Origin of the sequence: Acinetobacter sp. MYb191, assembly GCF_037572605.1 — a bacterium.
Taxonomy (GTDB): domain Bacteria; phylum Pseudomonadota; class Gammaproteobacteria; order Pseudomonadales; family Moraxellaceae; genus Acinetobacter; species Acinetobacter johnsonii.
Genome location: NZ_JBBGZP010000005.1, coordinates 35467 through 59434 on the forward strand (window position 1 = coordinate 35467; position 23968 = coordinate 59434).

The window sequence follows — 23968 nt, forward strand, 5'->3', positions numbered from 1 at the left end:
TTACTCCACAATGTACCGGCCGCGTTCGGCAACGGCTGCTTTTACTAGGTCAACGAAAGCGTCGATTGACATAGTACCCAAATTTGTTCCTGAGCGGGTACGCACGTTCACTGTACCTTCCTCTACCTCACGGTCCCCAAGTACCAGTAAGTAAGGAATACGCTCTAATGTACGTTCACGAATCTTAAAGCCGATTTTCTCATTTCTCAAGTCTGAAATCGCACGGAGACCGTTTTCTTTAAGTTTAGCGACGACTGACTCACATGCTTCCGCTTGTGAATCGGTAATGTTCATCACACATGCTTGGATCGGTGTTAACCAAGGTGGCATAAAGCCCGCATAGTGTTCGATTAGTATACCAATAAAACGTTCAAAACTGCCAAGTATTGCACGGTGCAACATTACAGGTTGATCGCGATCATTGTCTTCAGTGACATATGACGCATCTAAACGTTCTGGCAAATTGAAGTCACATTGGATTGTACCACATTGCCATACACGGCCTAAGCAGTCTTTCAGTGAGAATTCAATTTTCGGACCATAGAATGCGCCTTCACCTGGTTGAAGTTCCCACTCCAAACCAGCAGCATCTAAAGCATCTGCTAAAGATTTTTCAGCCATATCCCAAAGTGCATCATCACCCACACGTTTTTCTGGACGTGTAGACAACTTCATTTGCACTTCTTCGAAACCAAAGTCTTTATACACATCTAAAGTCAGTTGAATGAAGTCAGCCACTTCTTGACCAATTTGCTCTTTGGTACAGAAAATGTGTGCATCATCTTGAGTAAAGCCACGAACACGCATAATGCCGTGCAATGAACCCGATGGTTCGTTACGGTGACACGAACCGAACTCAGCCAAACGAATTGGCAAATCACGGTATGATTTTAAACCTTGGTTGAACACTTGTACGTGACAAGGACAGTTCATCGGCTTAATTGCATAGTTACGGCTTTCTGAATGTGTCGTGAACATACCATCTGCATAGTTTGCAGCATGGCCTGATTTTTCCCAAAGCGTGAAATCAACCACTTGCGGGGTACGAATTTCGAGGTAGCCATTGTCTTGCTGAACTTTACGCATGTATTGTTCAAGTACTTGATAAATGGTCCAACCGTTTGGATGCCAGAACACCATACCTGGTGCTTCTTCTTGCATATGGAACAGGTCTAAAGCTTTACCAATTTTACGGTGGTCACGCTTTTCAGCTTCTTCAATACGTTTGATATACGCTGCAAGCTGTTTTTTGTCTGCCCACGCTGTACCATAAATACGTTGTAACTGTTCATTCTTCGCATCGCCACGCCAATAAGCGCCTGACATTTTAGTCAACTTGAATGCTTTTAAAAATTTAGTATTTGGCACGTGTGGACCACGGCACATATCCAAATAATCTTGATGGTAGTACAAGCCCATTTCTGTTTCTTCAGGCATGTCTGCAATCAAGCGTAATTTATAATCTTCACCACGTGCTGTGAATTCTGCAATCACCTCATCGCGTGGTGTCATTTTTTTGATGACATCATAGTCTTGATCGATGAGCTTTTTCATACGCTCTTCAATGGCTACCATGTCTTCTGGCGTAAATGGCTTTGCGCTAAAAATATCGTAATAGAAGCCATCTTCAATGACAGGACCAATCACCATTTTCGCTTCAGGGAACAATTGCTTAACCGCATGTCCCACCAAATGAGCGCAAGAGTGACGAATGATTTCGACACCTTCTTCGTCTTTAGGCGTAATAATTTGAAGGCTGGCATCCGTGGTAATCAAGTCAGATGCATCGACTAAACGACCATCGACTTTTCCTGCAACTGTATTTTTCGCAAGACCCGGACCGATGCTCAATGCAACGTCCATCACAGATACAGCTTGATCAAATTGTTTTTGATCGCCATTTGGCAAAGTGATAATTGGCATAAAAAATCCTTAAGGAGTGATGCCCCGTACCATGGAGCATGTCACCGCGAGATTATGATCGAGGTAAAACCTCAAAAGATAAAAACGGTGGATAAATAAAATCAGTCGAATTTTACACGTGTTATCCACAGGATTAAACCTTTTCCCCTAGAAAATTCACGTTTCGGCGCATTTTGAATTCATTTGCCAATCCCACAGCATCACTAAAATGAGGGAGTTGATGTGCCGCAATCCTCATAGCTACATTTTATAATGACTTTATCGGTCACTTTTTATTGAACAATGCAGCAACACAAGCATATACATATTGCTCATAAAACAAACTAGAATCGACCTAAAAGCGCTTATATCGCACAGAATCCATAGATTCAGTTTAGATAAACTAAACAAAAAAGTTCAATAAATTCATCTAAAAAGCGCAACTCGACTAAAGCATAAATGCAAGATTGCTGAAAAATGCATATCTTTTAAGCAATGGAAAAATAATACTGAATTTGGAGTGATAAACATGGTCAGCGCTTATGACGAACTACCAAGAACCCCCGCAAACTTTGTGGCTTTGTCACCGCTGCGTTATTTAGAACGAGCTGCCTATATTTATCCCCATCAAGATGCCATCATTCATGGCCACCGTCATATTTCATGGCGTGAAACTTATCAACGTTGTCGCCAATTTGCTTCACAACTGCAAAAACTGGGGATCACTAAGAATGATACTGTCTCGGTACTATTGCCCAACATCCCTGCAATGATCGAAGCACATTTTGCAGTACCCATGACAGGTGCTGTACTAAATACGCTGAATACACGTTTAGATGCAAAAACCATTGCGTTCATGTTGGAACATGCCGAAACCAAAGTCCTTTTGGTCGATCCTGAGTTTGCATCGGTTGCACAAGAAGCTTTGGCTTTGGTCAAGCGTGACATTTTTGTAATTGATGTAGATGATGCTGAGTACGAAAACTGTTTTGCAGCTCCGATTGGTCAGATTGAATATGAAGACTGGTTAACCGAAGGCGATGAAAACTTTGAGTGGCATTTACCTCAAGATGAATGGGATGCCATCAGCCTAAATTACACCTCGGGAACGACAGGTAACCCGAAAGGGGTGGTCTATCATCACCGTGGCGCTTATATCAATGCAGCCAGTAATATTATTGCTTGTGGCATGACACCACGTGCGACCTACTTGTGGACCCTCCCCCTGTTTCACTGCAACGGTTGGTGCTTTGCATGGACTATGGCAGCCAATGGTGGCACCAACATTTGTTTACGTAAAATTGACCCTGAACTCATTTTTAAACTCATCGCTGAACACAAAGTCGATTATTTCTGCGGTGCGCCGATTGTGTTATCAATGCTGATCAATACTCCAGAAGAGCAACGGGTTCACTTTGAACATCGCGTCGAAGTAATGGTGGCAGGTGCTGCGCCTCCTGCTGCAATTATTGAGGGCATGCGTCATATTGGCATCAATGTCACCCATGTCTACGGTCTCACTGAAACCTATGGCCCTTCTGCGCTTTGTGCCTCTCAAGCGGGTTGGTCTGACTTATCGATTCAAGAACAAGCGCAGCTGCACTCACGCCAAGGTGTACCGTACCCACTGCAAGATGGCATGAAAGTCCTTGATCCAGATACCATGCAACCTGTACCGCATGATGGTCAAACCATGGGCGAAATTATGTTCCGTGGCAACATTGTGATGAAAGGCTACCTCAAAAACCCTGAGGCGACCACAGAAGCGTTCGCTGGTGGTTGGTTTCATACAGGCGATCTTGCAGTCTGCCAACCCGATGGCTATGCCAAAATTACTGACCGCTCTAAAGATGTGATCATTTCTGGAGGTGAGAATATCTCATCATTAGAAGTTGAAGAAATTCTCTATCAACATCCTGCTATTTTAACGGCTGCGGTGGTCGCGAAACCCGATCCTCGCTGGCAAGAAGTACCCTGTGCATTTATTGAACTCAAAGCAGGTAAAGAAACCACACCTGAGGAAATCATTGAATTCTGCAAGCAACATCTGGCACGTTTTAAAGTCCCGAAAGATGTAGTGATTACAGAAATTCCAAAAACGTCGACAGGCAAGTTACAAAAATTTGTTCTACGCGATTGGGCCAAAGAGCGTGCAACGGGCGAGTTTAGCTAAACATTCAGCAGTCTATACAAGCAAATATTCTCAAATAAAAAAGCGACCTTGAAGGTCGCTTTTTATGTCTAAATGACTTAATTATCTGAAATTAAAGCCACTTGCTGAATGTAGTTAAACAATTTCAAACGCGAAGCTTTAAGTTGTTCTTCATCAGCCTGCTGTTTCATATCACGGTGAATACGCAATACATGCTGACGAATGGTATGACGTTCCGCGGCATTATAAGTTTTGGAAAACTCATTAATGACCACATCACCATCTTTGATCATACGATCAACCCAACGCTGCAATTGAGCGGTTTTTTTCGCGCCTTGTTGCGGTGTCAAATAAGACAAAATCACCGTTTCATCTTCATTACGCAACAACTTCCCAATGCGTAAAAATTGGCGACGACGAGCTTCATTTGATGTAATTAGTTTTACATCCAAAAGAGCCTCAATCAAACGCTCTTCAACAGGTAAGTTTTGAATTTGTTTAGTGTTCAACTCTGCAAGTTGAGAACCCAAAGATGCCATACGTTGTACGGCTTTTTTCTGTTCAGTTTTACTTGCACGTCCTTCTAAAGATTCAAAGTCTTCTTCAGTAAAACTATGCGGTCGACGTGCCACGATTAATCTGCCTCGTAAAATTTTGCTGCAAATAGTGCCTGAATCTCAGATAAAGCTTGTTCTTCATCTGCGCCTTCAAGCACCAAGCGTAAAGTGGTGCCCTTTCCTGCGCCTAGCATCAGGAGGGACATAATATTTTTGGCATCCACCAATTTGTCTCCTTTTCCAATTTGGATTGAAGAACGGAATTTGGTGGTCACTTCAATGAGCTTGCCAGATGCACGCGCATGTAACCCTAGTTTATTAATTACGTCAACAGTTGTGTCAATCATGCCCAGTGCTTCATTTCTCGATGGAGGACCTGAATAGACCATTTTGCCTCAAGGGCTTTTTTTAGTCTATCCACAATATATACAGAGCGATGCTGCCCACCCGTACAACCAATTGACACGGTCATATAGTGACGATGCCCTTCAGCAAAAGCTGGTAACCATTTATCTAAAAACTTATAAATATCTTGGAACATTTCGTGGGTTTGCTCACTTTGTTCCAAAAATTTTTGCACAGGGGCATCTAGTCCAGAATATTTCCGCAGTTCTAAATCCCAATGGGGATTGGGTAAATGTCGAACATCAAACACATAGTCAGCATCTAACGGAATACCATGTTTAAAGCCGAAAGACTGCAAAATCAAAATCAGGTTATCTGACTGACCCAATTTTGACAGCAAGGTATGCTTTAAATCGTGCACACTTTTATCGGTGGTATCAATATGCACAGTTGAGCGCAAATTAATCGGCAATAAAAGGGTTTTCTCTTCTTGAATACACTGGTTCAAACTTTGAAAGCGTGTCGCCAACGGATGCGGACGACGTGAAGCACTAAAGCGCGCAATCAGCTCTTGGTCACGTGTGGTCAAATAAATAATATCGACCGTACCATGCCTTTGCAATTGTTCAAACACCAAGTCGAACTCTTGCAAATCTGCACGTGTACTGCGTACATCCACACCAAGCGCCAACTGCTCAAGGTTGTTTTCCCGATCCAGCTTAGCCACAATCTCTGGGAGTAAGGCCAAAGGCAAATTATCAATACAGTAATAACCGAGGTCTTCCAATACTTGTAATGCAGAGGATTTACCCGAACCAGACTGTCCTGTAACAATTAAAATGCGCTTCATCTTAATCCTTTGAGAGGTGAGCTTGCCTAAATATGTTTCACTTTCAAGTTATCAATTAAACGAGTTGCCCCGAGTTTTGCCGCAACAAAAAGCACCACATCTTGGTCAAATGCATCCATTTTTTGCAATGCAGGTGTGCGTGCTTCCACATAATCCACAACAAAACCAGCCTGTGTCAATGTCGCCTTTATATTTGCTAACACATCCGCTAAAGCGGTACCGGCTTGTAACGACTGTTCTGCCGCTTTTAAACTTTGATAAATGGTCGGTGCCTTTTGACGGTTTTCTTCGCTTAAATAACCATTACGTGAACTTAAAGCCAAACCATCTTCTGCACGTGCAATTGCCACACCCATCACTTCAAGCGGCATATTCAAATCACGAACAAACTGACGAATCACAGCCAACTGTTGATAGTCTTTTTCACCAAAGAAAGCAAAATTAGGTTGCACAATATTGAACAGTTTCGTCACCACAACGGCGACACCATCAAAATGACCTGGGCGTTGTAGACCACACAAATCATTGGTGATATCTGAAACAGTAATATTGGTCAAACGTGGACTGTTGCCATACATTTGCTCAACCGATGGTGCAAACACGATGTCACAACCAACCTCGGCCAACAAGCGCTGATCTTGCTCCAAGGTGCGTGGGTAACTGTCAAAATCTTCATTGGGTCCAAATTGAATCGGATTCACAAAAATGCTAACTACAACCACATCACAGAGTTTTTTCGCTTCGCGCACAAGGTTCAAATGCCCCTGATGCAAGTTCCCCATGGTCGGGACGAAACCAATACTTTTTCGAGCCGTTCGCGCAGGGTTCAATGATGCTGATAGGCCTTGGATCGTGGTTTCAGTTTTCATGTTTTACAGCTCGACTTGGAATGTTTGTTCTTTCGCAGGGAATGAGCTATCAAGCACCGCTGCATGGTATGCCTTGAACGCATCCAAAATCGCCGTTTCCCCTGCTTGTTCTTTCATAAAGTTACGCACAAATTTTGCAACACGACCAAAAGTCAGTCCAAGCATGTCTTGTACCACCAAGACTTGACCATCGGTATCCACACCTGCGCCAATGCCAATGACAGGTACTTGTGGGAACAACTCACTAATTTCTTTACCGAGCTGCGCAGGCACACACTCTAATAACAACACCGCAGCGCCCGCATCAACCACCGCTTGGCAGTCCGCAATCAGTTGGTCTGCCGCTTCACGTGTGCGTGCTTGTAATTTATAGCCACCAAACACATGTACAGACTGTGGAGTTAAACCTAAGTGTACACATACAGGAATACCGTTGCGTGTCAAAACCTGAACTGTTTCAGCCAGCCACGCACCACCTTCAACTTTGACCATTTGTGCGCCAGCTTGCATCACCACTTTTGCGCTTTGCAAAGCATCATTTAAAGTGGCATAGCTCATAAACGGTAAGTCGGTCATGATCAAAGCATGCTGGTTACCTCGGCGTACAGCTGCGGTATGGTAAGCCATATCTTCAATCGTAACAGGCAAAGTAGAATCACGACCTTGAATGGCCATACCTAGCGAATCACCAATTAAAATGGTATCAATTTCAGCAAGTTCCATTGCCTTTGCCATACTTGCATCATAACAAGTCAGGCAGGAAAATTTGCGACCTTCTGCTTTAAATTTTCTTAAGTCATTTAAACTAATCATCAAACTATTCCTTTCAACATCTTTAGCTCGGCTAAATTAAATCTCTGCCCAATTGCCTGCATCCAGCACGCTCAACGTGGGTTGTTGTACAACAGGCAACTGTTTCAATGCAATACCATCAATGTGTAAATTGGGGTCTAAATCGAGCAATGGAATCAACACAAAATCACGCTCCATCACACCGACATGTGGCACGGTTAAGCGTTCATGCTGAATTTTCTCTTCTGCATAGATCAGTAAATCTAAATCTAAAGTACGCTCACCCCAATGGCGTAAACGCACACGTCCCGACTCTTGTTCAAAACGTTGCAGCTCATCCAGCAAAGCCAACGGCGCTAAGTTTGTGCTGAGTTGCACTACGGCATTTAAATAATTGGGTTGGTCTTGTGGTCCCATCGGTGGGCTTTGATACAGCTTGGAGGTTTTTACATCTCCTAGACTGGCCAACTTGTGCACCGCTTCAGTCAAAATCACTTTAGAGTCGCCTAAGTTGCTACCTAGACCAATGTACGTGACGATACTCATTGTGTCGGTCCAAAAATCACGCTGCTTAAATCACGCTGAACACGCTTACGTTTTAAAATCGGGTGATCTGCACCAATCTCGGTTGAGCTGTGACCTGTTCCCTTACCAGTCTGGGTACGAGCTTCAGCATGTTGCTTCGGTTTACGTGCACGGCGACTGCGTGATTCTTGCTCTTGCACCAAAGGCTCAATTTCATGACTTACCGTTTTGGCAATCGCCGCTTCTTCAGCACTTGCTTTACCACTGCGACGTGATTTTGCACGTTGGCGATTATATTGACTAATGGCACGTTCTTTTTCATCGGTGCTCATCAACTGATAGGCATCCCACCACTGTCCCATGCCGAGCGTACCCTCATCACCGGATTTTTCACGAAGCAACAAGAAGTCAAAGCCTGCACGGAAACGTGCATGGCTAGATAAGGCTTGAATTTGCTGTGCTTTCGGATTGAGTAAACGCGTTTGCATTTCCCACACTTCACGAATGAAGGTTTCGGCAAAGCGCGGAATAATAGTCCGCGTGGCTTGGCGTTTTAATACATCAAGTCCCGCTTGTGCACGAGCTTCAGCCGCAACCATACCTTTACTGCTATAAAACTCACAACGCTCTAAGAACGGCTGCCATAACAACACCGCATAGAAAAATGCAGGGTTGATGGTTTTGCCCACTTGAATGCGCTGATCGGTATTTTTAGCGGCACGTTCAATAAATGGGGTGATATTCGGTTGGATATCTGCAAATAACTGCTTCCAAATGCCGAAATCGATCAACATTGGCAACACACGATTTAAATGCCCCATCGTGAACAACTTCTGAGATTCATCATATAAACGGTGCGGCGAAACATCACGCAGTAACTGCGTCATTTCCAAGGTAAAAACGTCGAGAATTTGCTGATCGATTGAGAAGCCTAATTTTGCGGCAAAACGTAAAGTCCGCAGCATTCGCACAGGATCTTCTTCAAAACGCGTTTGTGCATCGCCTAGTAGACGTAAGGTTTTATTTTTAATGTCATCCACAGCATGACAGAAATCTAAGACAACACCCTTGCGTGGCTGATAGTACATTGCATTAATTGAAAAATCGCGGCGAGCAAAGTCTTGCTCTATCGTGCCCCAATTGTTATCACGCAAAATCATGCCTTGTGCAGAGGTGACTTCTTTCTTCGGTGGTGCACGTAAAGTTGCAACTTCAACCAACTCACGACCTGAATAGACATGAGCCAGCTCAAAACGGCGCCCGATAATACGGCAACGTCGTCCGAAAACTTCTTTTACCTGTGACGGTGTTGCATTGGTCACTGCATCAAAATCTTTGGGATTTAGGCCAAGCATCATGTCGCGGACACCGCCACCGACGATATACGCTTCATAGCCTGCCTTAGTTAATGCATCGATCACATCTAAAATGTAAGAAGGTAATTGAGCGGTTGATAAACCACATTTTGACGCGCGCAAAGTTTGCAAAAGCCGCTGTCTCCTACGCCTAAACGTAAAATTCTAAGATGACGCTAATCATATATCTAACACAATCAAAGGGCAATTTGATTATCGAAAGCAAAGCAGGATTATGATCAATTCACCAATAAATGACACCGCTTTTTTCACAAGCCCAAACGGGTTTTATTTTTTGCAAAAATTGCCGGTCCAATCCCGCGCACCTGTTGTAGCTCATCTATGCTCTTAAATGGCCCTTGTTTCTGGCGATAGGCCACAATTGCCTGTGCCTTTTTTAGACCCACACCCTGAAGTTGCTGTAACTGATCGACACTGGCTTGATTTAAACTAATTTTATGTACACTCGACACAGGTTGGGCCTGAACAGAAGACACAGCACGTTTCACGCTTTTAGGGGCTTGAATACGATCATCCCACGCCTGCTGCTCTGCTTTCCAATTCAGGTAGTTCTGATCAAAAGACTGCGCATAACTACTGGGTACCCACACCAATAAACTCAGTAATAACAACGCAATGATCAACAAACTTACTTTTATTTTTATCAATTCAAGCCACCATTTTTATTATTTCAGTTGTAATTTGGCTTGCTCCCACAGTTGATCCATTTCTTCTAAAGACATCTGCTCAATCTTTTTTTGTTGTTGCAAAGCTTGATCTTCAATGAATGCAAAACGAGTTCGAAATTTATGAATCGTACTAAAAAGCGACATTTCGCTTGAGACGCCCAGTTTACGTCCAACATTGATCATTGAAAATAAACAATCGCCAAATTCATCTGCTATTTCATCGGAATTTTGCTGTTGAACCGCATCTTTCAGTTCAGCTAACTCTTCTTCAAGCTTGGCATATGCACCGGCCACATCAGGAAAGTCAAAACCGATCTGTGCTGCATTTTTTTGAATCTGTTCCGCTTGTTGTAAGGCTGGACCATGTTTGATGCTGTCTAATCGTGACTGTGCCTTACCCTGCTTTTCCTGTTGTTTAATTTGCTTCCAAAGCTCGCCTACATCTTCGGCAGACAAAGCTGAAAACTGCTGTGCTTGAAAGACATGGGGATGACGACGAATTAGTTTTTCTGTGATGGCATGAACCACATCTTGAAAATTAAAAGCCCCTTGCTCGGCATACATCTGTGACTGGAACACCACCTGTAGCAGTAAATCGCCCAACTCATCGCGCACCTCATCAGCTTTACCTGAACGCACAGCGGCTTCAACTTCATAAGCCTCTTCAATGGCATAGCGGGTTAAACTTTCTGGGGTTTGTTGTTGATCCCATGGACATTTTTCACGTAATTCACGCATCACGTTCAGCAATTGTTCCATGTTTATCTCTCTTCAAAAATCATATTGATAAAAATTACATTATGACGGCATTCATTTGTTATGCTCAATCCAATCACAACAATAACATCAAGAAAAAGAGCAACAAGGAGCAGTTTCAATGCGCAGTATTTTGATTAGCGGTGCAGCCCAAGGTATTGGTGCGGCCATCGCCCGCTTATTTTATACACATCACTACAAAGTCGGGATTTATGACATCAATAGCGCTCAAGCCCAACAGCTGGCAGCTAGCCTCGGCCCAAATGCCAAAGCAGGACAGCTCGATGTTTCCAACTATCAAGACTGGCAAACTGCTTTAGCCGAGTTTGTCACATGGGCAGGCGAGCTCAATATCTTGGTCAATAATGCAGGAATTCTATTCTCAGGGCCTTTTGAACAAACAGAGATCAGCGCACATCACAAAACCATGTCGATCAATGTCAATGGTGTACTGAATGGCTGCCATGCTGCATTACCCTACCTCAAACAAGCGAATTTTGCCCGCATCATCAATCTTTCTTCAGCCTCAGCCATCTATGGTCAAGCCGATTTAGTCTCATACTCTGCCAGTAAGTTTGCGGTACGCGGCATCACCGAAGGCTTAGATACCGAATGGCAGAAATATGGCATTCGCGTATTAGATGTCATGCCGCTATTTGTACAAACTGCCATGGTGCAGGATATGCAAGCGAAGAGTATTCAAAACATGGGGGTACACTTAACTGCAGAAGATGTAGCGCAACACGTTTTTCAAAGGGCTGTTGCAAAAGATACGGCACTCACTGCAACGCATCAAGCCGTGGGCGCCAAAGCCAAGCTTTTATTTCAACTGAGTAAAATCAGTCCTCAATTTCTGAATCGCCTGACCAATTTATACCTTTCCAAATAAAAAAAGCCTGCAATTGCAGGCTCTTTCTTTTCAATTCGCTTAGTTACCTTGCACCAAACGACGCGCACTAATAATGCCTGGTTGTTGCTCTAATCGCGCCAACAGTTTTGATAATTGCGATAAGCCTTTAACTTCAATCAACAATTTCATATTGGCAATACCGTCTGCTTCAGAGATGGTATTGACCTGACGAATATTGATTTGATCGGAGAAAATCACTTGGGTCAAATCTTTGAGCAGACCACGGCGATCATAAGCTTCCACCACAATTTGCACACTCTGACCACGCGTTGGCTGCATTTCCCAATCGGCTTCTACTGCACGTTCAGGTTCATTTTGAATCATGCGTAAGTAGTCAGGACATGCCACTTTGTGAATACTCACCCCACGGTTCAAGGTGATATAACCCGCAATTGACTCACCATGCACAGGTTGACAACACTGCGCCACATGCAGCTCAACGTTATCTAAACCATCAATCAGAATGCCATGCGCTGACAAAGTATGACTAGCACGTGGATTCAATGTCGGCTTCAGCACCAGTTCAGGTTCGTCCTGATCCAAATGCATATGGCGATTCACCTGATTGATCAAGGCATGCAGACTAATGTCACCATTGACCAGTGCAATCAGGATGTCTTCACCCGCTTTGACATTGAAATGATTGCAGTAATCATTCAAATCAATACTTTTTGGGTGAATTGCTAAACGTGAAAGTTCTTTGTTGAGCAGGTCACGGCCCACTTCCAAGTTTTTGCTGCGGTCTTGTTGTCTAAACCAATGGCGCAGCTTGTCACGCGCACGTGCCGTCTTGATATAACCTAAAGAGTTCACCAACCAATCACGGTTTGGCTCACGGTCTTTCTTGGTCAAAATCTCAACTTGTTCACCCGTTTTTAAAGTATAAGTTAGCGGAACATAACGCTGATTCACCCGCGCGGCATAACACTTATTACCGACTTGAGTATGCACATGATAAGCAAAATCTAGTACGGTCGAACCACGTGGGAGCTCTTTAATATCGCCATCACGGCTAAATACATAAATCTTTTCAAAGTCTTCAAAATCCTGAATTTGCTCAAAATTTTCAGAGTCTTCATCAGACTTATGTACATTCGCATCATTGCGCTCTTGATAGTGTTCAAGTACTGCACGCAATGAATGTAAACGATGGTTAAAAGAGCGATCAGTATTCTTACCGCCCTCTTTATAGTTAAAGTGCGAACACACCCCAAGCTCTGCTTCTTCATGCATGCTCTTGGTACGAATCTGAACTTCCAGTGATTTGTTTTCCGCAATCACAGCCGTATGCAGTGAGCGGTAACCATTGGCTTTCGGATTGGTAATATAGTCATCAAACTGATGCGGGATATGCCGCCAAATTTGATGCACAATCCCCAACGAGTGATAGCACTCAGGAACCGTTTTAACCAAGACCCGAACGGCACGAATGTCATAGAGCTGATCGAAACTCAGGTTCTTACTTTTCATTTTTCGATAAATCGAATAAATGTGTTTTACCCTGCCACTAATTTCAGCTTCAATACCATGCTCATTCAAAGATGCACGCAAAGTATCAATCACAAACTGAATATATTGCTCACGCTCCAGTCGCTTTTCATTCAGCAGCGTCGCAATTTCTTTATAGCGATCGGGTGCTAAATAGCGAAAGGCTAAATCTTCCAGTTCCCACTTTAACTGCGCAATCCCTAAACGGTGTGCCAGAGGTGAGTAAATGGTTAAGATTTCTCGTGCTACACGCTCTTGACGTTCTTTAGATGAAGTCGCCAATTCACGCAGTGCATAAGTTCGCTCAGCCAATTTGATCAGTACAACGCGCACGTCTTCCGTCACTGAAATCAACATTTTATAAATGCCGTTTAAGTGCTCGCGCTGATTGTTATTAAAGTGATCTTCGAGGCGTTTATTCTGCTCGATGAGGTCGGATAACTTACCCATGGCCAAAGTGCCTTTGACCAGTGCATGCACTTGTTCGCCAAAATGCTCTTGTACTTCCGCCAAAGGAATCACGCCTTCGCGTACACCACGATAGAGCATCGCAGCAGCCAAGGTGTCTTCATCGACATGTAAATGGGCCAGAATATCCGCCATTTCAATACCGGTATAAAAGGTATTGGAACGATGATTAACCGTGGTTTCTAACTCTTTTTGTAAAGTCAAATTGGCAACTTCTTCGAGTTGCTCAAGCTTCGCATCATCTAATATGCTTCGAACACGATCTAACCATTCAGCCAAATCATGTTGAGCTTGTTCGGCATGCTCTACAGTCGCCTCCTGAGACAACTCATTGAGTCGCCCAGGTAGTTGCTCACGTACTGTGACCATACCCTTCTCCTACACTTTTACGCTTCATATTCTTTAATCGTTTATCTCATTATCTTTTTCAAACAATGCTATCGACTCAACGTGACCTGTGTGGGTAAACATGTCCATCACACCGGCTTGGACTAATCGATAACCCTGTTGTACCAACAGCCCCGCATCCCTTGCGAGTGTCGCTGGATTACACGACACGTAAACGATTCTTTTTGCACCAAAGTTAGGCATATAATGCATTATTTCCTCTGCGCCTGCACGTGGAGGATCTATCAATAATGCATCAAATCCTTTATTTGCCCAAGAATGATGCGAGAAATCTTTTGTTAAATCTTGTGAAAAGAACTTCAACTGGCCAAGAGCATTACGTTCCGCATTTTCTGCACCACGTTGAACCATTTCTTCACTGCCTTCAACACCAACCACTTGTCCTGTTGCACCCACGCATCGAGCCAAAGGCAAAGAGAAATTTCCTAGACCACAGAACAAATCGAGAACACGTTCTCCTTGTTTTAAATCTAGCAAGTCACATGCCAATTTCACCATTTGCGGGTTAATGGTTGAGTTTACTTGAGTAAAGTCGTGTGGGTTAAATCCAAATGCCACATCAAAATCATTTAAACGATAATGTAAACGCATCTCTGCATGTTCATCATCCATACGCTTTAGACTGTCTGGGCCAGCAGCTTGTAAATACAATTGCCACCCTCTGTCTAACGCAAATTGTTTTAATCGGTTGACATCCTCTGTGTTTAATTTTTCAGTATGTCGCACCGTGAGGGCGATGTCACAATCCCCCATGGCCAATTCTATATGACCAATGGCTGCTTTGGCTGTTAGACTTTGGAGTAACTGCTTCAAGCGTGTGATTGAACCAAACTCTTGATCTAAGACCATACAACGATCAATTGAAGTCAGTTTATTGGTTTGACGCTCTCGAAAACCCACGACCAATTGGTCTTTATGTGGCAAATAACGCACCCCAATGCGTGCTTTACGACGGTAGTCTTCACGTAAAGAGCGCAAAGGCGGCAACCACTCTTCAGGTTGAATCCCCGCAAAATGCTGCAAATGTGATTTAAGCACATCTTGCTTTAAGCGAATTTGTTCATCGGGATGAATATGCTGCATATTACAGCCACCACAGCTTTTAAAATGCGGGCACTTCGGCTCAACACGAAAAGTAGAGGCTTCACTGAGGAGTTGAATAGCATCGGCTTCCTCTAAACGCTTTACTACATGGGTAATCTGCGCTTTAACCGTTTCACCCGGCAACGCATAGCTAATAAAGACTTTTTTACCCTGCTTGTCCACAGGATGGTCTGGATGCGAACCATAGTGCGCTATGCCGCGTCCTTCATGCGAAAGTGACTCAACCTGAAAAATATAACTGGGCTGTTGAGTTGGACGAGGTTTGGCTCTATGTTTCATGTGTACCTAAAGATGGGAAGGGGAAAAATCGGCAGCGGTAAAAGCCGTCTGCTGTGAGGTCTCACGCCACACCGACAAAAAGTCTTGATGCTGCGGTTGAGCCTGTAAAAACTGGATGGTTTGATCGATAAAATGACGGTGGTCTTGAGCTAGCAATTGCCCTTTGAGCAAGAGCCAACGCAAATACACCAGCCATGTATTTAGCACATCACCTTCACAATAACTGGTGAGTTTGAGCCATTCCTGCGCCCGAACATATTCAGGTACATGATAAGCCCCATCGCCTCGTTTACCGGGATACCCCAATAAATGGGCAACATCATCTAGCTTTTGGAAATGACGTCCATTAAACATTGCCATCACATCCATCAGGTCAATGTGACGCTGATGATAACGGTTCTGATAGTTATTATAGCGCTTTTGTGTGTCAATTTCGCCCTGATCGAACAAAGCAGGTGCAGTTAAACCATGATACATGGCGCGAAGCATAATTACAGGTAAGTCAAACTGAGCACCATTCCAACTCACTAAAGTCGGTAAACGCTTATCAAATATGGATAAAAACTTACTGAGAATTTCTGCTTCAGAATATTGTTCACGGCTAAAAGAAAAGAGTTTCATCTGGCCTTGGTCATCCAGCCAAAAGCCTGAAATACACACAATTTCGTGCAATGCCAAACGCTGAAAATCCATGCCTGACTCTTGGCGACGCAACTTGGTCAGTGCCGCCTCCAAATCAGCCTCAGGCAAATCTAAACCATATAAATGCGCCCCCGATCTCAAATCAGTCATTGTTTCAATATCAAAGGTGAGAACAGGTAAGCGCATATCTAAGACTCTATTTTTCGTTTTATTCAGGATCAACCACAGAGAAAAGACCCGTCGATAAATAACGGTCACCACGGTCACAAATAATGCACGCAATGACAGCACCGGGGTTTTCTTCAGCAATTTTAATTGATGCCCACACCGCACCACCTGAAGAAGTTCCTGCGCTAATCCCCTCTTTTTGCGCCAATTTACGCATGGTTCTTTCAGCTTCAATTTGCGGAATATCAATAATTTGATCAATCCGACTGCGGTCAAAAATGGTTGGTAAATATTCTTCAGGCCAACGGCGAATCCCCGCAATACTTGAACCATCTGATGGCTGTAGGCCAATAATTTGAATGTCGGGGTTCATCTCTTTGAGATATTTAGAGACTCCCATAATGGTGCCTGTAGTGCCCATTGAGCTCACAAAGTGAGTAATTTTGCCACCCGTTTGCTGCCAAAGTTCAGGCCCTGTCGTTAAATAATGCGCTTCAACATTATCAGGATTACCAAACTGGTTGAGTACATGCCCCTTGCCTTCTTCTTGCATTTGCAAAGCCAAATCACGTGCACCTTCCATGCCCTGTTCTTTGGTCACTTCAATCAGTTCCGCGCCATAAGCACGCATTGCATCTTTACGTTCTTGGCTCATGTTGTTGGGCATAATCAGTTTCATCTGATAGCCACGCATCGCGGCAACCATCGCCAGTGCAATGCCGGTATTTCCACTGGTCGCTTCAATCAAGGTATCGCCCGGCTGGATTTGCCCTCGCTTTTCCGCTTGCATAATCATGTTATACGCGGGACGGTCTTTGACAGAACCTGCGGGGTTGTTGCCTTCTAACTTTGCCAATACTGTTGCTTGAGTGTGACTTGCCAAACGCTGTAAACGCACCAGTGGAGTTTTTCCAACATAGTGATCTAACAAAAATTCGTCTGCTTGAAAATCAGTGGATATAGTACTCATTCTTTTTACCTTGATCGAGGTGCGCCTATTGTATGGAAAAATGCCAGTCCCTGCACCCATTTAGCGTGCTTTTTCGTGAAAGTGATTAAAGCACCATCGATTTTTTATAAAGCGTGCTACACTTCAAAGCATAGGGAATAAATCACTTGCACCATGTCAAATATCAATAAAAAGTTATTTAATCGTCTGCACTTAAACCATGCTTATGGACAGCTCATTGCACTTATTTTCGTGCCGATTATGATTTTGGCCTGTGTAGGTGCATTACTGGTTATTACCGAAACCTCAAATGCCGCCAAAGCCCAGCAGCGACAAATGGCGATTGCGATTTTAACGCGCTACCAGCTGGATGCAGAAGCAGCGATCAATTTGGTGAATGCCTCCCCTTGGCAGTATGAAAATGCACGTTATTTGATGCAAAAGATGTTAGATGAAAAACATCTGATTCGTGCCGCAATTATTGATGACAATGGCAATAACAAACTTAGCATTGGCTACCAAGACCGAGCGCCGTGGCCCGCGCTGAAAAAAAATACTGATTTTTTTGGCCCAATGAATTTTAAAGGCAATACGGTATATGGTTTGCCCATCAACCAATTTACAGGCACGCCTGCGCAGTTGGTGGTTGAATTAGATAACCAGCCCTTACAAATTGCCCGTTATCGCGTGTTGATTGTGTTGATTGCGACAGGTCTGTTGACACTATTATTACTTTTACTCTGTTTAAATTTCTACTCGCGTCGCTGGATTGCGCCGATGTATGAAATTCGCATGCAGCTGCAACGTTTAAATGCCGACACCCTCGATCAACACATGCTGATTAACAGTACCGGTGAATTACGCTTACTACAGCGCGATATTGCCAATGTGGTGAAACGCCTGCATTTTAGTTTTTTAGAATTGAAAGAACATACTGAGCAGACGGAAGACGATTTACGTCGAACCCTTGACACTTTAGAAGTGCAAAACATCACCTATCGTCAAGCGCGTGACCAAGCCATTTCAGCAAGTCAGTCCAAGTCAGTGTTCTTGGCCAATATCAGCCATGAACTGCGTACACCACTGAACAGTATTGATGGTTTTATTCACCTCTTACTGCGTCAAGACAACCTCAACAATGATCAAAATCTTTATTTACAAACCATCCGAAAATCATCTGCACACTTACTGGCACTGATTAATGATGTTTTAGATTTTTCAAAAATTGATGCTGGTAAGCTAGAACTCGATACTGCAACTTTTGATTTAGAAGAAGCAATTTTTGATGTTATGGATATGCTGTCTCCTCTTGCTGCACAAAAGCATATCGATATGGCCTTTTACTATGCCGACAATGTGCCGAAGCATGTGGTTGGAGATGCCCTACGCTTCAAACAAATTTTAACCAACCTAATTTCCAATGCCATTAAATTTACTCCTGATGGCGAGATCATCGTCCGCGCAAGAATGGAACAAGATGATATTGGACAGTGCCTATTGCACTTTAGTGTACAAGACAGCGGCATCGGACTCAGTGGAACCGACCGTAAAAAACTGTTTGAGTCTTTCTCGCAAGGCGATGCTTCAGTCACACGTCAATTTGGCGGCACAGGTCTGGGCTTAGCGATTTCCAAACAACTGGTGCATTTGATGCAGGGGCAAATTGGATTTGAGGACAACCAAGAACGCGCGCCAACCGAAAAAGGTTCCACCTTCTGGTTTACCGCCATGTTTATGGTCAATGAAGAAGATGAGTACGTTGAACATCCTCAGTTTAGCGATATGCAAGTGGTCTCGTATTTGGCACATCCTGCAACGGCCAATATTCTGCGTCATTATCTTGAAGACTATGCTGTGGAGCACATCGAATCGAGTTCAATTTTAGACTTGTTCAGTCACCTCAACAGACTGCCTCAAGATGTGGAAAACACATGGTTGATTGTTGATCATAGTGGTGATACCGAAGCCTTATTAAAAGAAATTCGTCAGCGTTATAGCGGTAACCTTGCAGTTTATGGTTACCAGATGTCACTTGATTTGACAACGCTGAATGAGTATCGCGCACGACCATTATACCAACCGCTCAGTCGGAGTGCTTTGATTCAATTACTCAGCAATCAACCGCTATTTGAAGAAGATGAAATGGAGTCCTTCAATGGTCAAGGCTTACATATTTTAGCGGTAGATGACCATCTCCCTAACCTAATTGTCCTTGAAGCCCTACTAGGCGAGTTGAATGTCACGACAACAAAAGCTTTAAGCGGTCAACAAGCCTTAGAGATTTTACAAGAGCGCGTTGAACACAACAGCAAAGCTTTTGATTTGGTGTTTATGGATATTCAAATGCCTGTCATGTCGGGTGTCGACACCACACGTGCTATTCGCGCGCTGGAGTCAACCATTGAAAACCATAAGCGCTTGCCCATTATTGCCCTCACCGCACATGCCTTGGCCGATGAAAAACAAAAATTACTGCAAGTGGGCATGGATGACTATGTCACCAAACCTATTCAAATTGATCAGCTCATTCAAATCCTGACCCATTGGACCACTGATCGCTTCAACAAAGGCTCACCTGTTGAAAAAGCCATCGTGATTGAAGCACTCGATCCGAAGGTGCTCGACTGGCAGCAAAGCTTACAGTTAGCCGCTAATAAAGAAGACTTAGCAGTCGACTTACTGCGTATGTTAATGGACAGTTTTGATACTGAGCTACATGAAATGAAGCAGTTGATTGAAATGGAAGATTTCCCACAATTGGAGCATGTGCTACACCGTCTGTATGGTGCAACACGCTATGTCGGTGTACCCAACTTACAAGAAGCAACAGGGACATTTGAACAGTTTGTTTCAACCTTACGTAAAGAGCGTCGTAAAGCAGATGAACAGTTTGTTCAAGAAACCATCAAGCGATTCAATGAACTCAAAGTCGTGATTGAACAAGTACAACATGCGGCACAGCAAATTTTAATCAAACATAACCCATAAAACATTCAAAAGAGCGTGACACCAAAGACAAGTTGCGACGTGACTCTTGGTGTCATTTATCCGCACGGGAGCTATGCTATGCTCCGTGCGAGCAAAAATAAGAGTTCTCATCATGGCTTTACTTCGCATTGAAAACAAAAATGGCATTGCCACTGTTTCACTTAACCGTCCAGACAAACGCAATGCGATGAGTTTCGACCTGTTGCGCGAATTGGTTAAAACTGCTTAAAAAATTAAAAAAGACCGCAGCATTCGCTGTGTTATCCTTACTGGTGAAGCACAAGTCTTTAGTGCAGGCATTGATCTTGCCGATTTGAACAATCCGAAGAATCGCGCCTATGCTGCATGGGAACTGATCAAACCGGGACAAAGCCTCTTTCAAAAAGCCTTCCTAATTTGGCAAGAACTGCCTGTTCCTGTGATTGCCGCGATTGAAGGGTTTTGCTTTGGCGCTGGTATGCAATTGGCTTTAGCGGCAGACATTCGTGTGGCACACCCTGCAACCAAAATGTCGATTATGGAAAGCCGTTGGGGACTGGTTCCGGATATGGGGCTGACGCGTTCTTTGAAAGGTTTGATCGGACTAGATCTTGCCAAAGAATTAACACTTACGGCGCGTATTTTCGATGCAACTTATGCCAAAGAAATTGGCTTAGTCACACATCTTGATGAATCACCGCTTGCTAAAGCTCAAGCCATTGCAGAAGAAATGTTACAACGCTCACCAGATGCACTCATGGCCTCAAAATATGTGTTGGATGCTATGCAGCATGAGCCTAAAAAATCCTTACGTTTGGAAAAAATTTGGCAGCTCAAATTACTGTTAGGTAAAAATAGCCAAATCGCACGTAAGAAAGATAAACAACCCGACGTGCAGTATCTACCACGCCAATACAAATAACAGTATTTAAGCACTGACAATCGAAGAGGGTCCCATGAGTTTCGATCGACACACTAAAATTGCATTTCTCGGCATGGGACTCATGGGCAGCCGTATGGCCACCCGCTTACTTCAAGCAGGTTTCGAGGTCGCTGTATGGAACCGCACCAGTAGTGCCTGCGATGCACTCATTGATTTGGGAGCGACAGACTTAGCGCTACAAAATATTGCCGAATATCCAGTAGTTCTGACCTGTTTAGCGGACGACAAAGCCGCACTCAGCGTTTATGAACAAATCGAACCGTTTTTGACGGCGAAGCAAGTGATCATCGACTTTTCCAGTCTTTCAGTGGAACAAACCCTGAGTCTTGCAGCACGTGCCGAACAAAAACAGGTGCAATGGATCGACTCACCTGTTTCAGGGGGAACTATTGGTGCGGAACAAGGTACGCTGGTCATCTTTGCTGGTGGCGATACACAGACGATTCAAGACTTGTCTTTGATTTATAATATCTTGTCTCAACGTGTCACCTGTATGGGTAACACTGGAACAGGACAAGCCACCAAAATTTGTAATCAACTGATTGTGGCAGCCAATAGCACTCTGATTGCAGAAGCAGTTGCTTTAGCAGCCAAAGCTGGCGTGGACACTCGCTTACTTGCACCTGCGCTTGCAGGCGGTTTTGCAGATTCGAAACCCTTTCAAATTTTAAGTCCACGTATGGCGACTCACCTGTTTGAGCCCGTACAGTGGAAAGTTCAAACCCTGTCTAAAGACTTGAACAATGCCGTGCAGCTTGCTGAGCAGCACCAACTCGACATTCCTGTTGCAGCGCGAGCACTTCAGCAATTGCAAGCACACCAACAACAAGGCTATGCTGAAGCTGATCTTGCCTCAGTCATATTACAAGTAGAACAACAAGCCAAATAAAATCAGGAGAAAATCATGACCAAACTTGCTGTAAATTTATCCATGATTTTTACCGAAGTGCCACTACTTGAGCGTTTTGCTTTGGCTCAAACCGCTGGCTTTAAACATGTGGAAATCCAATTTCCCTATGAACTCAGCATTGAACAAATTCAAACTCAGCTTACGCTTCATGACTTAAGTCTCTGCCTTATTAACGTTCCTGCGGGCGACTTAATGACAGGTGGCAATGGACTCGCAGGCATCCCTGGCAAAGAGCTAGAGTTTCATCACGCTCTTCAGTTGGCAGTTCAATATGCCAGCGCACTCAAAGTGCCAAGTGTGAATATCCTTGCTGGTAAACAACCCTTAGATGCCGACCTACTGCCCTGTTTAAATACCTTGTCAAAAAACCTGAAACTGGCCTGCCATATGCTCAGTGAACATGACATTCAACCTGTCTTTGAAATGATCAATGGCACGGATATGCCACGCTTCTTAGTACAAAATATTGCCCAAGCACAGGAAATGCTAGAAGCAGTACAACACCCTGCACTTAAAATGCAATACGACTGCTATCACATGGCCATGATGGGTGAGGATGTGTTGCAAGGGCTACAAGAAAATATTCAAGATATTGGTCACATCCAATTTGCAGACTGTCCAGGGCGGCATGAACCAGATACTGCACAAATTATGTATGCAAATATTTTTGAATGGCTACAACACAGCAGTTATGACGGTTTTATTGCGGCTGAATATCGACCAAAAACTGTTTCAACTCAGTCCTTTGCATGGAAGGCAAAATACTTTGCTGCACATCCTCAAAGTTGAACTATTGCGGATTTGAAATTTTCGCCTAAAAACGCTATATTATAAGATGAGTTATTGTCCGGAAAAATTCCCTTTATGAATTTAGAACCATCGCCCAGCGCTTCTAATTCTCACGATTTCGCAATGAATACCCAAGCTGCCGACGTACAAGCTTGCTTAAAAGTTGTACATGAAGCCCTTGAAGATGTAAAAGCAAAAGATATTTTAGCGATTGATGTCAGCCTAATCAGCAACGTCGCTGATGCAATTGTGATTGCAAGCGGTACATCAACGCGTCACATCAAAGCACTTGCTGATAACGTTGCTGAAGAAGCACGTAAAGCAGGTTTTCGCCCTCTCGGTGTCGAAGGCGAACGTGATGCAGAATGGATCTTGATTGATCTTGGCTTTGTTGTTGTGCACGTGATGTTGCCAACAGCTCGTCGTTTCTACGACTTAGAAAGCCTTTGGCGTGCAGCCCCAGAAGAAACTGTAGCCTAATATGAAAAGAGCGACCTGAAGGTCGCGTTTTTTTATGTCTAATTTTATTTAAATTAAGCGATGCATATCGACCATTGGGTAACGCTCTTTCACTTGGCGCTTCACGTGGGCATAGAGTTGATCTGCTTTTGCTGGACCATAAAATTCACAATAGTTTTCATAACAGACCGTCAAGACCTGCGCATATTGAGTCATGAGCAAAGCTTCGAGTACTGCTCGATCATTCAAGGGCTGATACTTATCGACCACAATGGATAAAGCGCCTAGCTGCATTTTCACCTCACGCTCAAACTCCTGCACATCAACGGCTTTGACTGCTTGACAGATATTTTGCATAAAAAACGTCAATCCATCGAGTAACGCTGCTCCCCCTTGTTCGCTTTTCGATGCTTTTGCAGAGGGATTCAACAACACCTGTTTTTCAACTTGGGCCATCTCTGCCAAGACATTTTTAAGCATGTCTTTTCGAAAGTAACGTAATTCCTCTGTGGTACAGATTTCACTCAAAAAACGATTCAGGACAAAGGAGGGTTGATCACCATATTTCGCTTCCCAGTGATTCAATACTTGCTCTAAAAGTGTTCCTTGTAAGTACTGACTCAATCCACGTTCGATCGCTTGGCGTTTTTGTAAAATAGTTAATGTTTCGGTCGACATGAGCTATCCTCTTT

General features: G+C 43.8%; 21 protein-coding genes and 1 pseudogene. 7 read left to right on the forward strand and 15 right to left on the reverse strand.

Features of this window, described 5'->3' with window-relative positions:
* Positions 1-1923, reverse strand: a complete 1923-nt coding sequence (gene thrS / locus WH214_RS00250; protein WP_004692292.1) for a threonine--tRNA ligase — start codon at positions 1921-1923, stop codon at positions 1-3.
* 508 nt (positions 1924-2431) lie between these two features.
* Between thrS and WH214_RS00255 the strand changes: the two genes are divergently transcribed.
* Entirely contained in the window at positions 2432-4075 is a 1644-nt protein-coding gene (locus WH214_RS00255; protein ID WP_339421690.1) for an acyl-CoA synthetase, read from the forward strand.
* 77 nt (positions 4076-4152) lie between these two features.
* Here WH214_RS00255 and yjgA read toward each other — a convergent pair whose 3' ends face one another.
* The 9 genes from yjgA to mazG all read right to left on the reverse strand — a co-directional run bounded on the left by yjgA (position 4153) and on the right by mazG (position 10795).
* A complete protein-coding gene (gene yjgA, locus WH214_RS00260; RefSeq protein WP_005400753.1) occupies positions 4153-4686 on the reverse strand; it encodes a ribosome biogenesis factor YjgA in 534 nt (177 codons plus the stop codon).
* Between the two features lie 2 nt (positions 4687-4688).
* Positions 4689-4958, reverse strand: coding sequence for an HPr family phosphocarrier protein (locus WH214_RS00265; RefSeq protein WP_010325935.1), 270 nt, complete (start codon positions 4956-4958; stop codon positions 4689-4691).
* Positions 4955-5806 (reverse strand): RNase adapter RapZ, encoded by an 852-nt coding sequence (rapZ, locus tag WH214_RS00270; protein ID WP_004692298.1) that lies wholly within the window; start codon positions 5804-5806, stop codon positions 4955-4957. The genes WH214_RS00265 and rapZ overlap by 4 nt, the downstream gene beginning before the upstream one ends.
* Before the next feature lie 26 nt (positions 5807-5832).
* Positions 5833-6675 (reverse strand): pantoate--beta-alanine ligase, encoded by an 843-nt coding sequence (gene panC, locus WH214_RS00275; RefSeq protein ID WP_234955358.1) that lies wholly within the window; start codon positions 6673-6675, stop codon positions 5833-5835.
* A 3-nt stretch (positions 6676-6678) separates the two neighbouring features.
* A complete protein-coding gene (gene panB / locus WH214_RS00280; RefSeq protein WP_339421691.1) occupies positions 6679-7488 on the reverse strand; it encodes a 3-methyl-2-oxobutanoate hydroxymethyltransferase in 810 nt (269 codons plus the stop codon).
* 36 nt (positions 7489-7524) lie between these two features.
* Positions 7525-8013, reverse strand: coding sequence for a 2-amino-4-hydroxy-6-hydroxymethyldihydropteridine diphosphokinase (gene folK / locus WH214_RS00285; protein WP_078425168.1), 489 nt, complete (start codon positions 8011-8013; stop codon positions 7525-7527).
* On the reverse strand, positions 8010-9479 hold the full coding sequence (gene pcnB, locus WH214_RS00290; protein WP_339992710.1) for a polynucleotide adenylyltransferase PcnB: 1470 nt from the start codon (positions 9477-9479) through the stop codon (positions 8010-8012). The genes folK and pcnB overlap by 4 nt, the downstream gene beginning before the upstream one ends.
* Before the next feature lie 137 nt (positions 9480-9616).
* Positions 9617-10015: a ComEA family DNA-binding protein gene (locus WH214_RS00295; RefSeq protein ID WP_339421693.1), complete on the reverse strand. Its 399-nt coding sequence runs from the start codon at positions 10013-10015 to the stop codon at positions 9617-9619.
* 18 nt (positions 10016-10033) lie between these two features.
* On the reverse strand, positions 10034-10795 hold the full coding sequence (gene mazG, locus WH214_RS00300; protein WP_339992711.1) for a nucleoside triphosphate pyrophosphohydrolase: 762 nt from the start codon (positions 10793-10795) through the stop codon (positions 10034-10036).
* A 118-nt stretch (positions 10796-10913) separates the two neighbouring features.
* Here mazG and WH214_RS00305 point away from each other — a divergent pair, with 118 nt between their 5' ends.
* On the forward strand, positions 10914-11681 hold the full coding sequence (locus WH214_RS00305) for an SDR family oxidoreductase (RefSeq protein ID WP_339421694.1): 768 nt from the start codon (positions 10914-10916) through the stop codon (positions 11679-11681).
* A 39-nt stretch (positions 11682-11720) separates the two neighbouring features.
* On the opposite strand, the gene WH214_RS00310 is transcribed toward WH214_RS00305, so the two are convergent.
* The 4 genes from WH214_RS00310 to cysM are packed head-to-tail and all read right to left on the reverse strand — an operon-like array spanning position 11721 to position 17229.
* A complete protein-coding gene (locus WH214_RS00310; protein WP_004979149.1) occupies positions 11721-14027 on the reverse strand; it encodes a RelA/SpoT family protein in 2307 nt (768 codons plus the stop codon).
* Positions 14028-14060: 33 nt separating this feature from the next.
* Complete coding sequence (rlmD, locus tag WH214_RS00315; protein WP_339421695.1) at positions 14061-15449, reverse strand: 23S rRNA (uracil(1939)-C(5))-methyltransferase RlmD; 1389 nt, start codon at positions 15447-15449, stop codon at positions 14061-14063.
* Between the two features lie 6 nt (positions 15450-15455).
* Positions 15456-16277 (reverse strand): 3'-5' exonuclease, encoded by an 822-nt coding sequence (locus WH214_RS00320; protein ID WP_339421696.1) that lies wholly within the window; start codon positions 16275-16277, stop codon positions 15456-15458.
* Positions 16278-16299: 22 nt separating this feature from the next.
* Positions 16300-17229 (reverse strand): cysteine synthase CysM, encoded by a 930-nt coding sequence (gene cysM / locus WH214_RS00325; protein ID WP_339421697.1) that lies wholly within the window; start codon positions 17227-17229, stop codon positions 16300-16302.
* Between the two features lie 153 nt (positions 17230-17382).
* On the opposite strand from cysM, the gene WH214_RS00330 reads away from it, so the two are divergent.
* The 5 genes and pseudogenes from WH214_RS00330 to rsfS all read left to right on the forward strand — a co-directional run bounded on the left by WH214_RS00330 (position 17383) and on the right by rsfS (position 23297).
* On the forward strand, positions 17383-20196 hold the full coding sequence (locus WH214_RS00330; RefSeq protein WP_339421698.1) for a GacS-like sensor histidine kinase: 2814 nt from the start codon (positions 17383-17385) through the stop codon (positions 20194-20196).
* A 112-nt stretch (positions 20197-20308) separates the two neighbouring features.
* Positions 20309-21097 (forward strand): annotated as a pseudogene (locus WH214_RS00335) (crotonase/enoyl-CoA hydratase family protein).
* Positions 21098-21131: 34 nt separating this feature from the next.
* Positions 21132-22007, forward strand: coding sequence for an NAD(P)-dependent oxidoreductase (locus tag WH214_RS00340; protein WP_339421699.1), 876 nt, complete (start codon positions 21132-21134; stop codon positions 22005-22007).
* Between the two features lie 15 nt (positions 22008-22022).
* Positions 22023-22817: a hydroxypyruvate isomerase family protein gene (locus WH214_RS00345; protein ID WP_339421700.1), complete on the forward strand. Its 795-nt coding sequence runs from the start codon at positions 22023-22025 to the stop codon at positions 22815-22817.
* A gap of 75 nt (positions 22818-22892) precedes the next feature.
* Entirely contained in the window at positions 22893-23297 is a 405-nt protein-coding gene (rsfS, locus tag WH214_RS00350) for a ribosome silencing factor (RefSeq protein ID WP_004692321.1), read from the forward strand.
* Between the two features lie 48 nt (positions 23298-23345).
* Here rsfS and WH214_RS00355 read toward each other — a convergent pair whose 3' ends face one another.
* Positions 23346-23954, reverse strand: coding sequence for a hypothetical protein (locus WH214_RS00355; protein WP_339421701.1), 609 nt, complete (start codon positions 23952-23954; stop codon positions 23346-23348).
* Positions 23955-23968 lie beyond the last annotated feature (14 nt).

What these genes read in the sequence shown, in the direction of transcription:
- thrS (WP_004692292.1), bottom strand. Translation starts at nt 1,923, where the DNA reads ATGCCAATTATCACTTTGCCAAATGGCGATCAAAAACAATTTGATCAA.
- WH214_RS00255 (WP_339421690.1), top strand. Translation starts at nt 2,432, where the DNA reads ATGGTCAGCGCTTATGACGAACTACCAAGAACCCCCGCAAACTTTGTG.
- WH214_RS00265 (WP_010325935.1), bottom strand. Translation starts at nt 4,958, where the DNA reads ATGATTGACACAACTGTTGACGTAATTAATAAACTAGGGTTACATGCG.
- rapZ (WP_004692298.1), bottom strand. Translation starts at nt 5,806, where the DNA reads ATGAAGCGCATTTTAATTGTTACAGGACAGTCTGGTTCGGGTAAATCC.
- panC (WP_234955358.1), bottom strand. Translation starts at nt 6,675, where the DNA reads ATGAAAACTGAAACCACGATCCAAGGCCTATCAGCATCATTGAACCCT.
- panB (WP_339421691.1), bottom strand. Translation starts at nt 7,488, where the DNA reads ATGATTAGTTTAAATGACTTAAGAAAATTTAAAGCAGAAGGTCGCAAA.
- folK (WP_078425168.1), bottom strand. Translation starts at nt 8,013, where the DNA reads ATGAGTATCGTCACGTACATTGGTCTAGGTAGCAACTTAGGCGACTCT.
- mazG (WP_339992711.1), bottom strand. Translation starts at nt 10,795, where the DNA reads ATGGAACAATTGCTGAACGTGATGCGTGAATTACGTGAAAAATGTCCA.
- WH214_RS00305 (WP_339421694.1), top strand. Translation starts at nt 10,914, where the DNA reads ATGCGCAGTATTTTGATTAGCGGTGCAGCCCAAGGTATTGGTGCGGCC.
- WH214_RS00310 (WP_004979149.1), bottom strand. Translation starts at nt 14,027, where the DNA reads ATGGTCACAGTACGTGAGCAACTACCTGGGCGACTCAATGAGTTGTCT.
- rlmD (WP_339421695.1), bottom strand. Translation starts at nt 15,449, where the DNA reads ATGAAACATAGAGCCAAACCTCGTCCAACTCAACAGCCCAGTTATATT.
- WH214_RS00320 (WP_339421696.1), bottom strand. Translation starts at nt 16,277, where the DNA reads ATGCGCTTACCTGTTCTCACCTTTGATATTGAAACAATGACTGATTTG.
- cysM (WP_339421697.1), bottom strand. Translation starts at nt 17,229, where the DNA reads ATGAGTACTATATCCACTGATTTTCAAGCAGACGAATTTTTGTTAGAT.
- WH214_RS00330 (WP_339421698.1), top strand. Translation starts at nt 17,383, where the DNA reads ATGTCAAATATCAATAAAAAGTTATTTAATCGTCTGCACTTAAACCAT.
- WH214_RS00340 (WP_339421699.1), top strand. Translation starts at nt 21,132, where the DNA reads ATGAGTTTCGATCGACACACTAAAATTGCATTTCTCGGCATGGGACTC.
- WH214_RS00345 (WP_339421700.1), top strand. Translation starts at nt 22,023, where the DNA reads ATGACCAAACTTGCTGTAAATTTATCCATGATTTTTACCGAAGTGCCA.
- rsfS (WP_004692321.1), top strand. Translation starts at nt 22,893, where the DNA reads ATGAATTTAGAACCATCGCCCAGCGCTTCTAATTCTCACGATTTCGCA.
- WH214_RS00355 (WP_339421701.1), bottom strand. Translation starts at nt 23,954, where the DNA reads ATGTCGACCGAAACATTAACTATTTTACAAAAACGCCAAGCGATCGAA.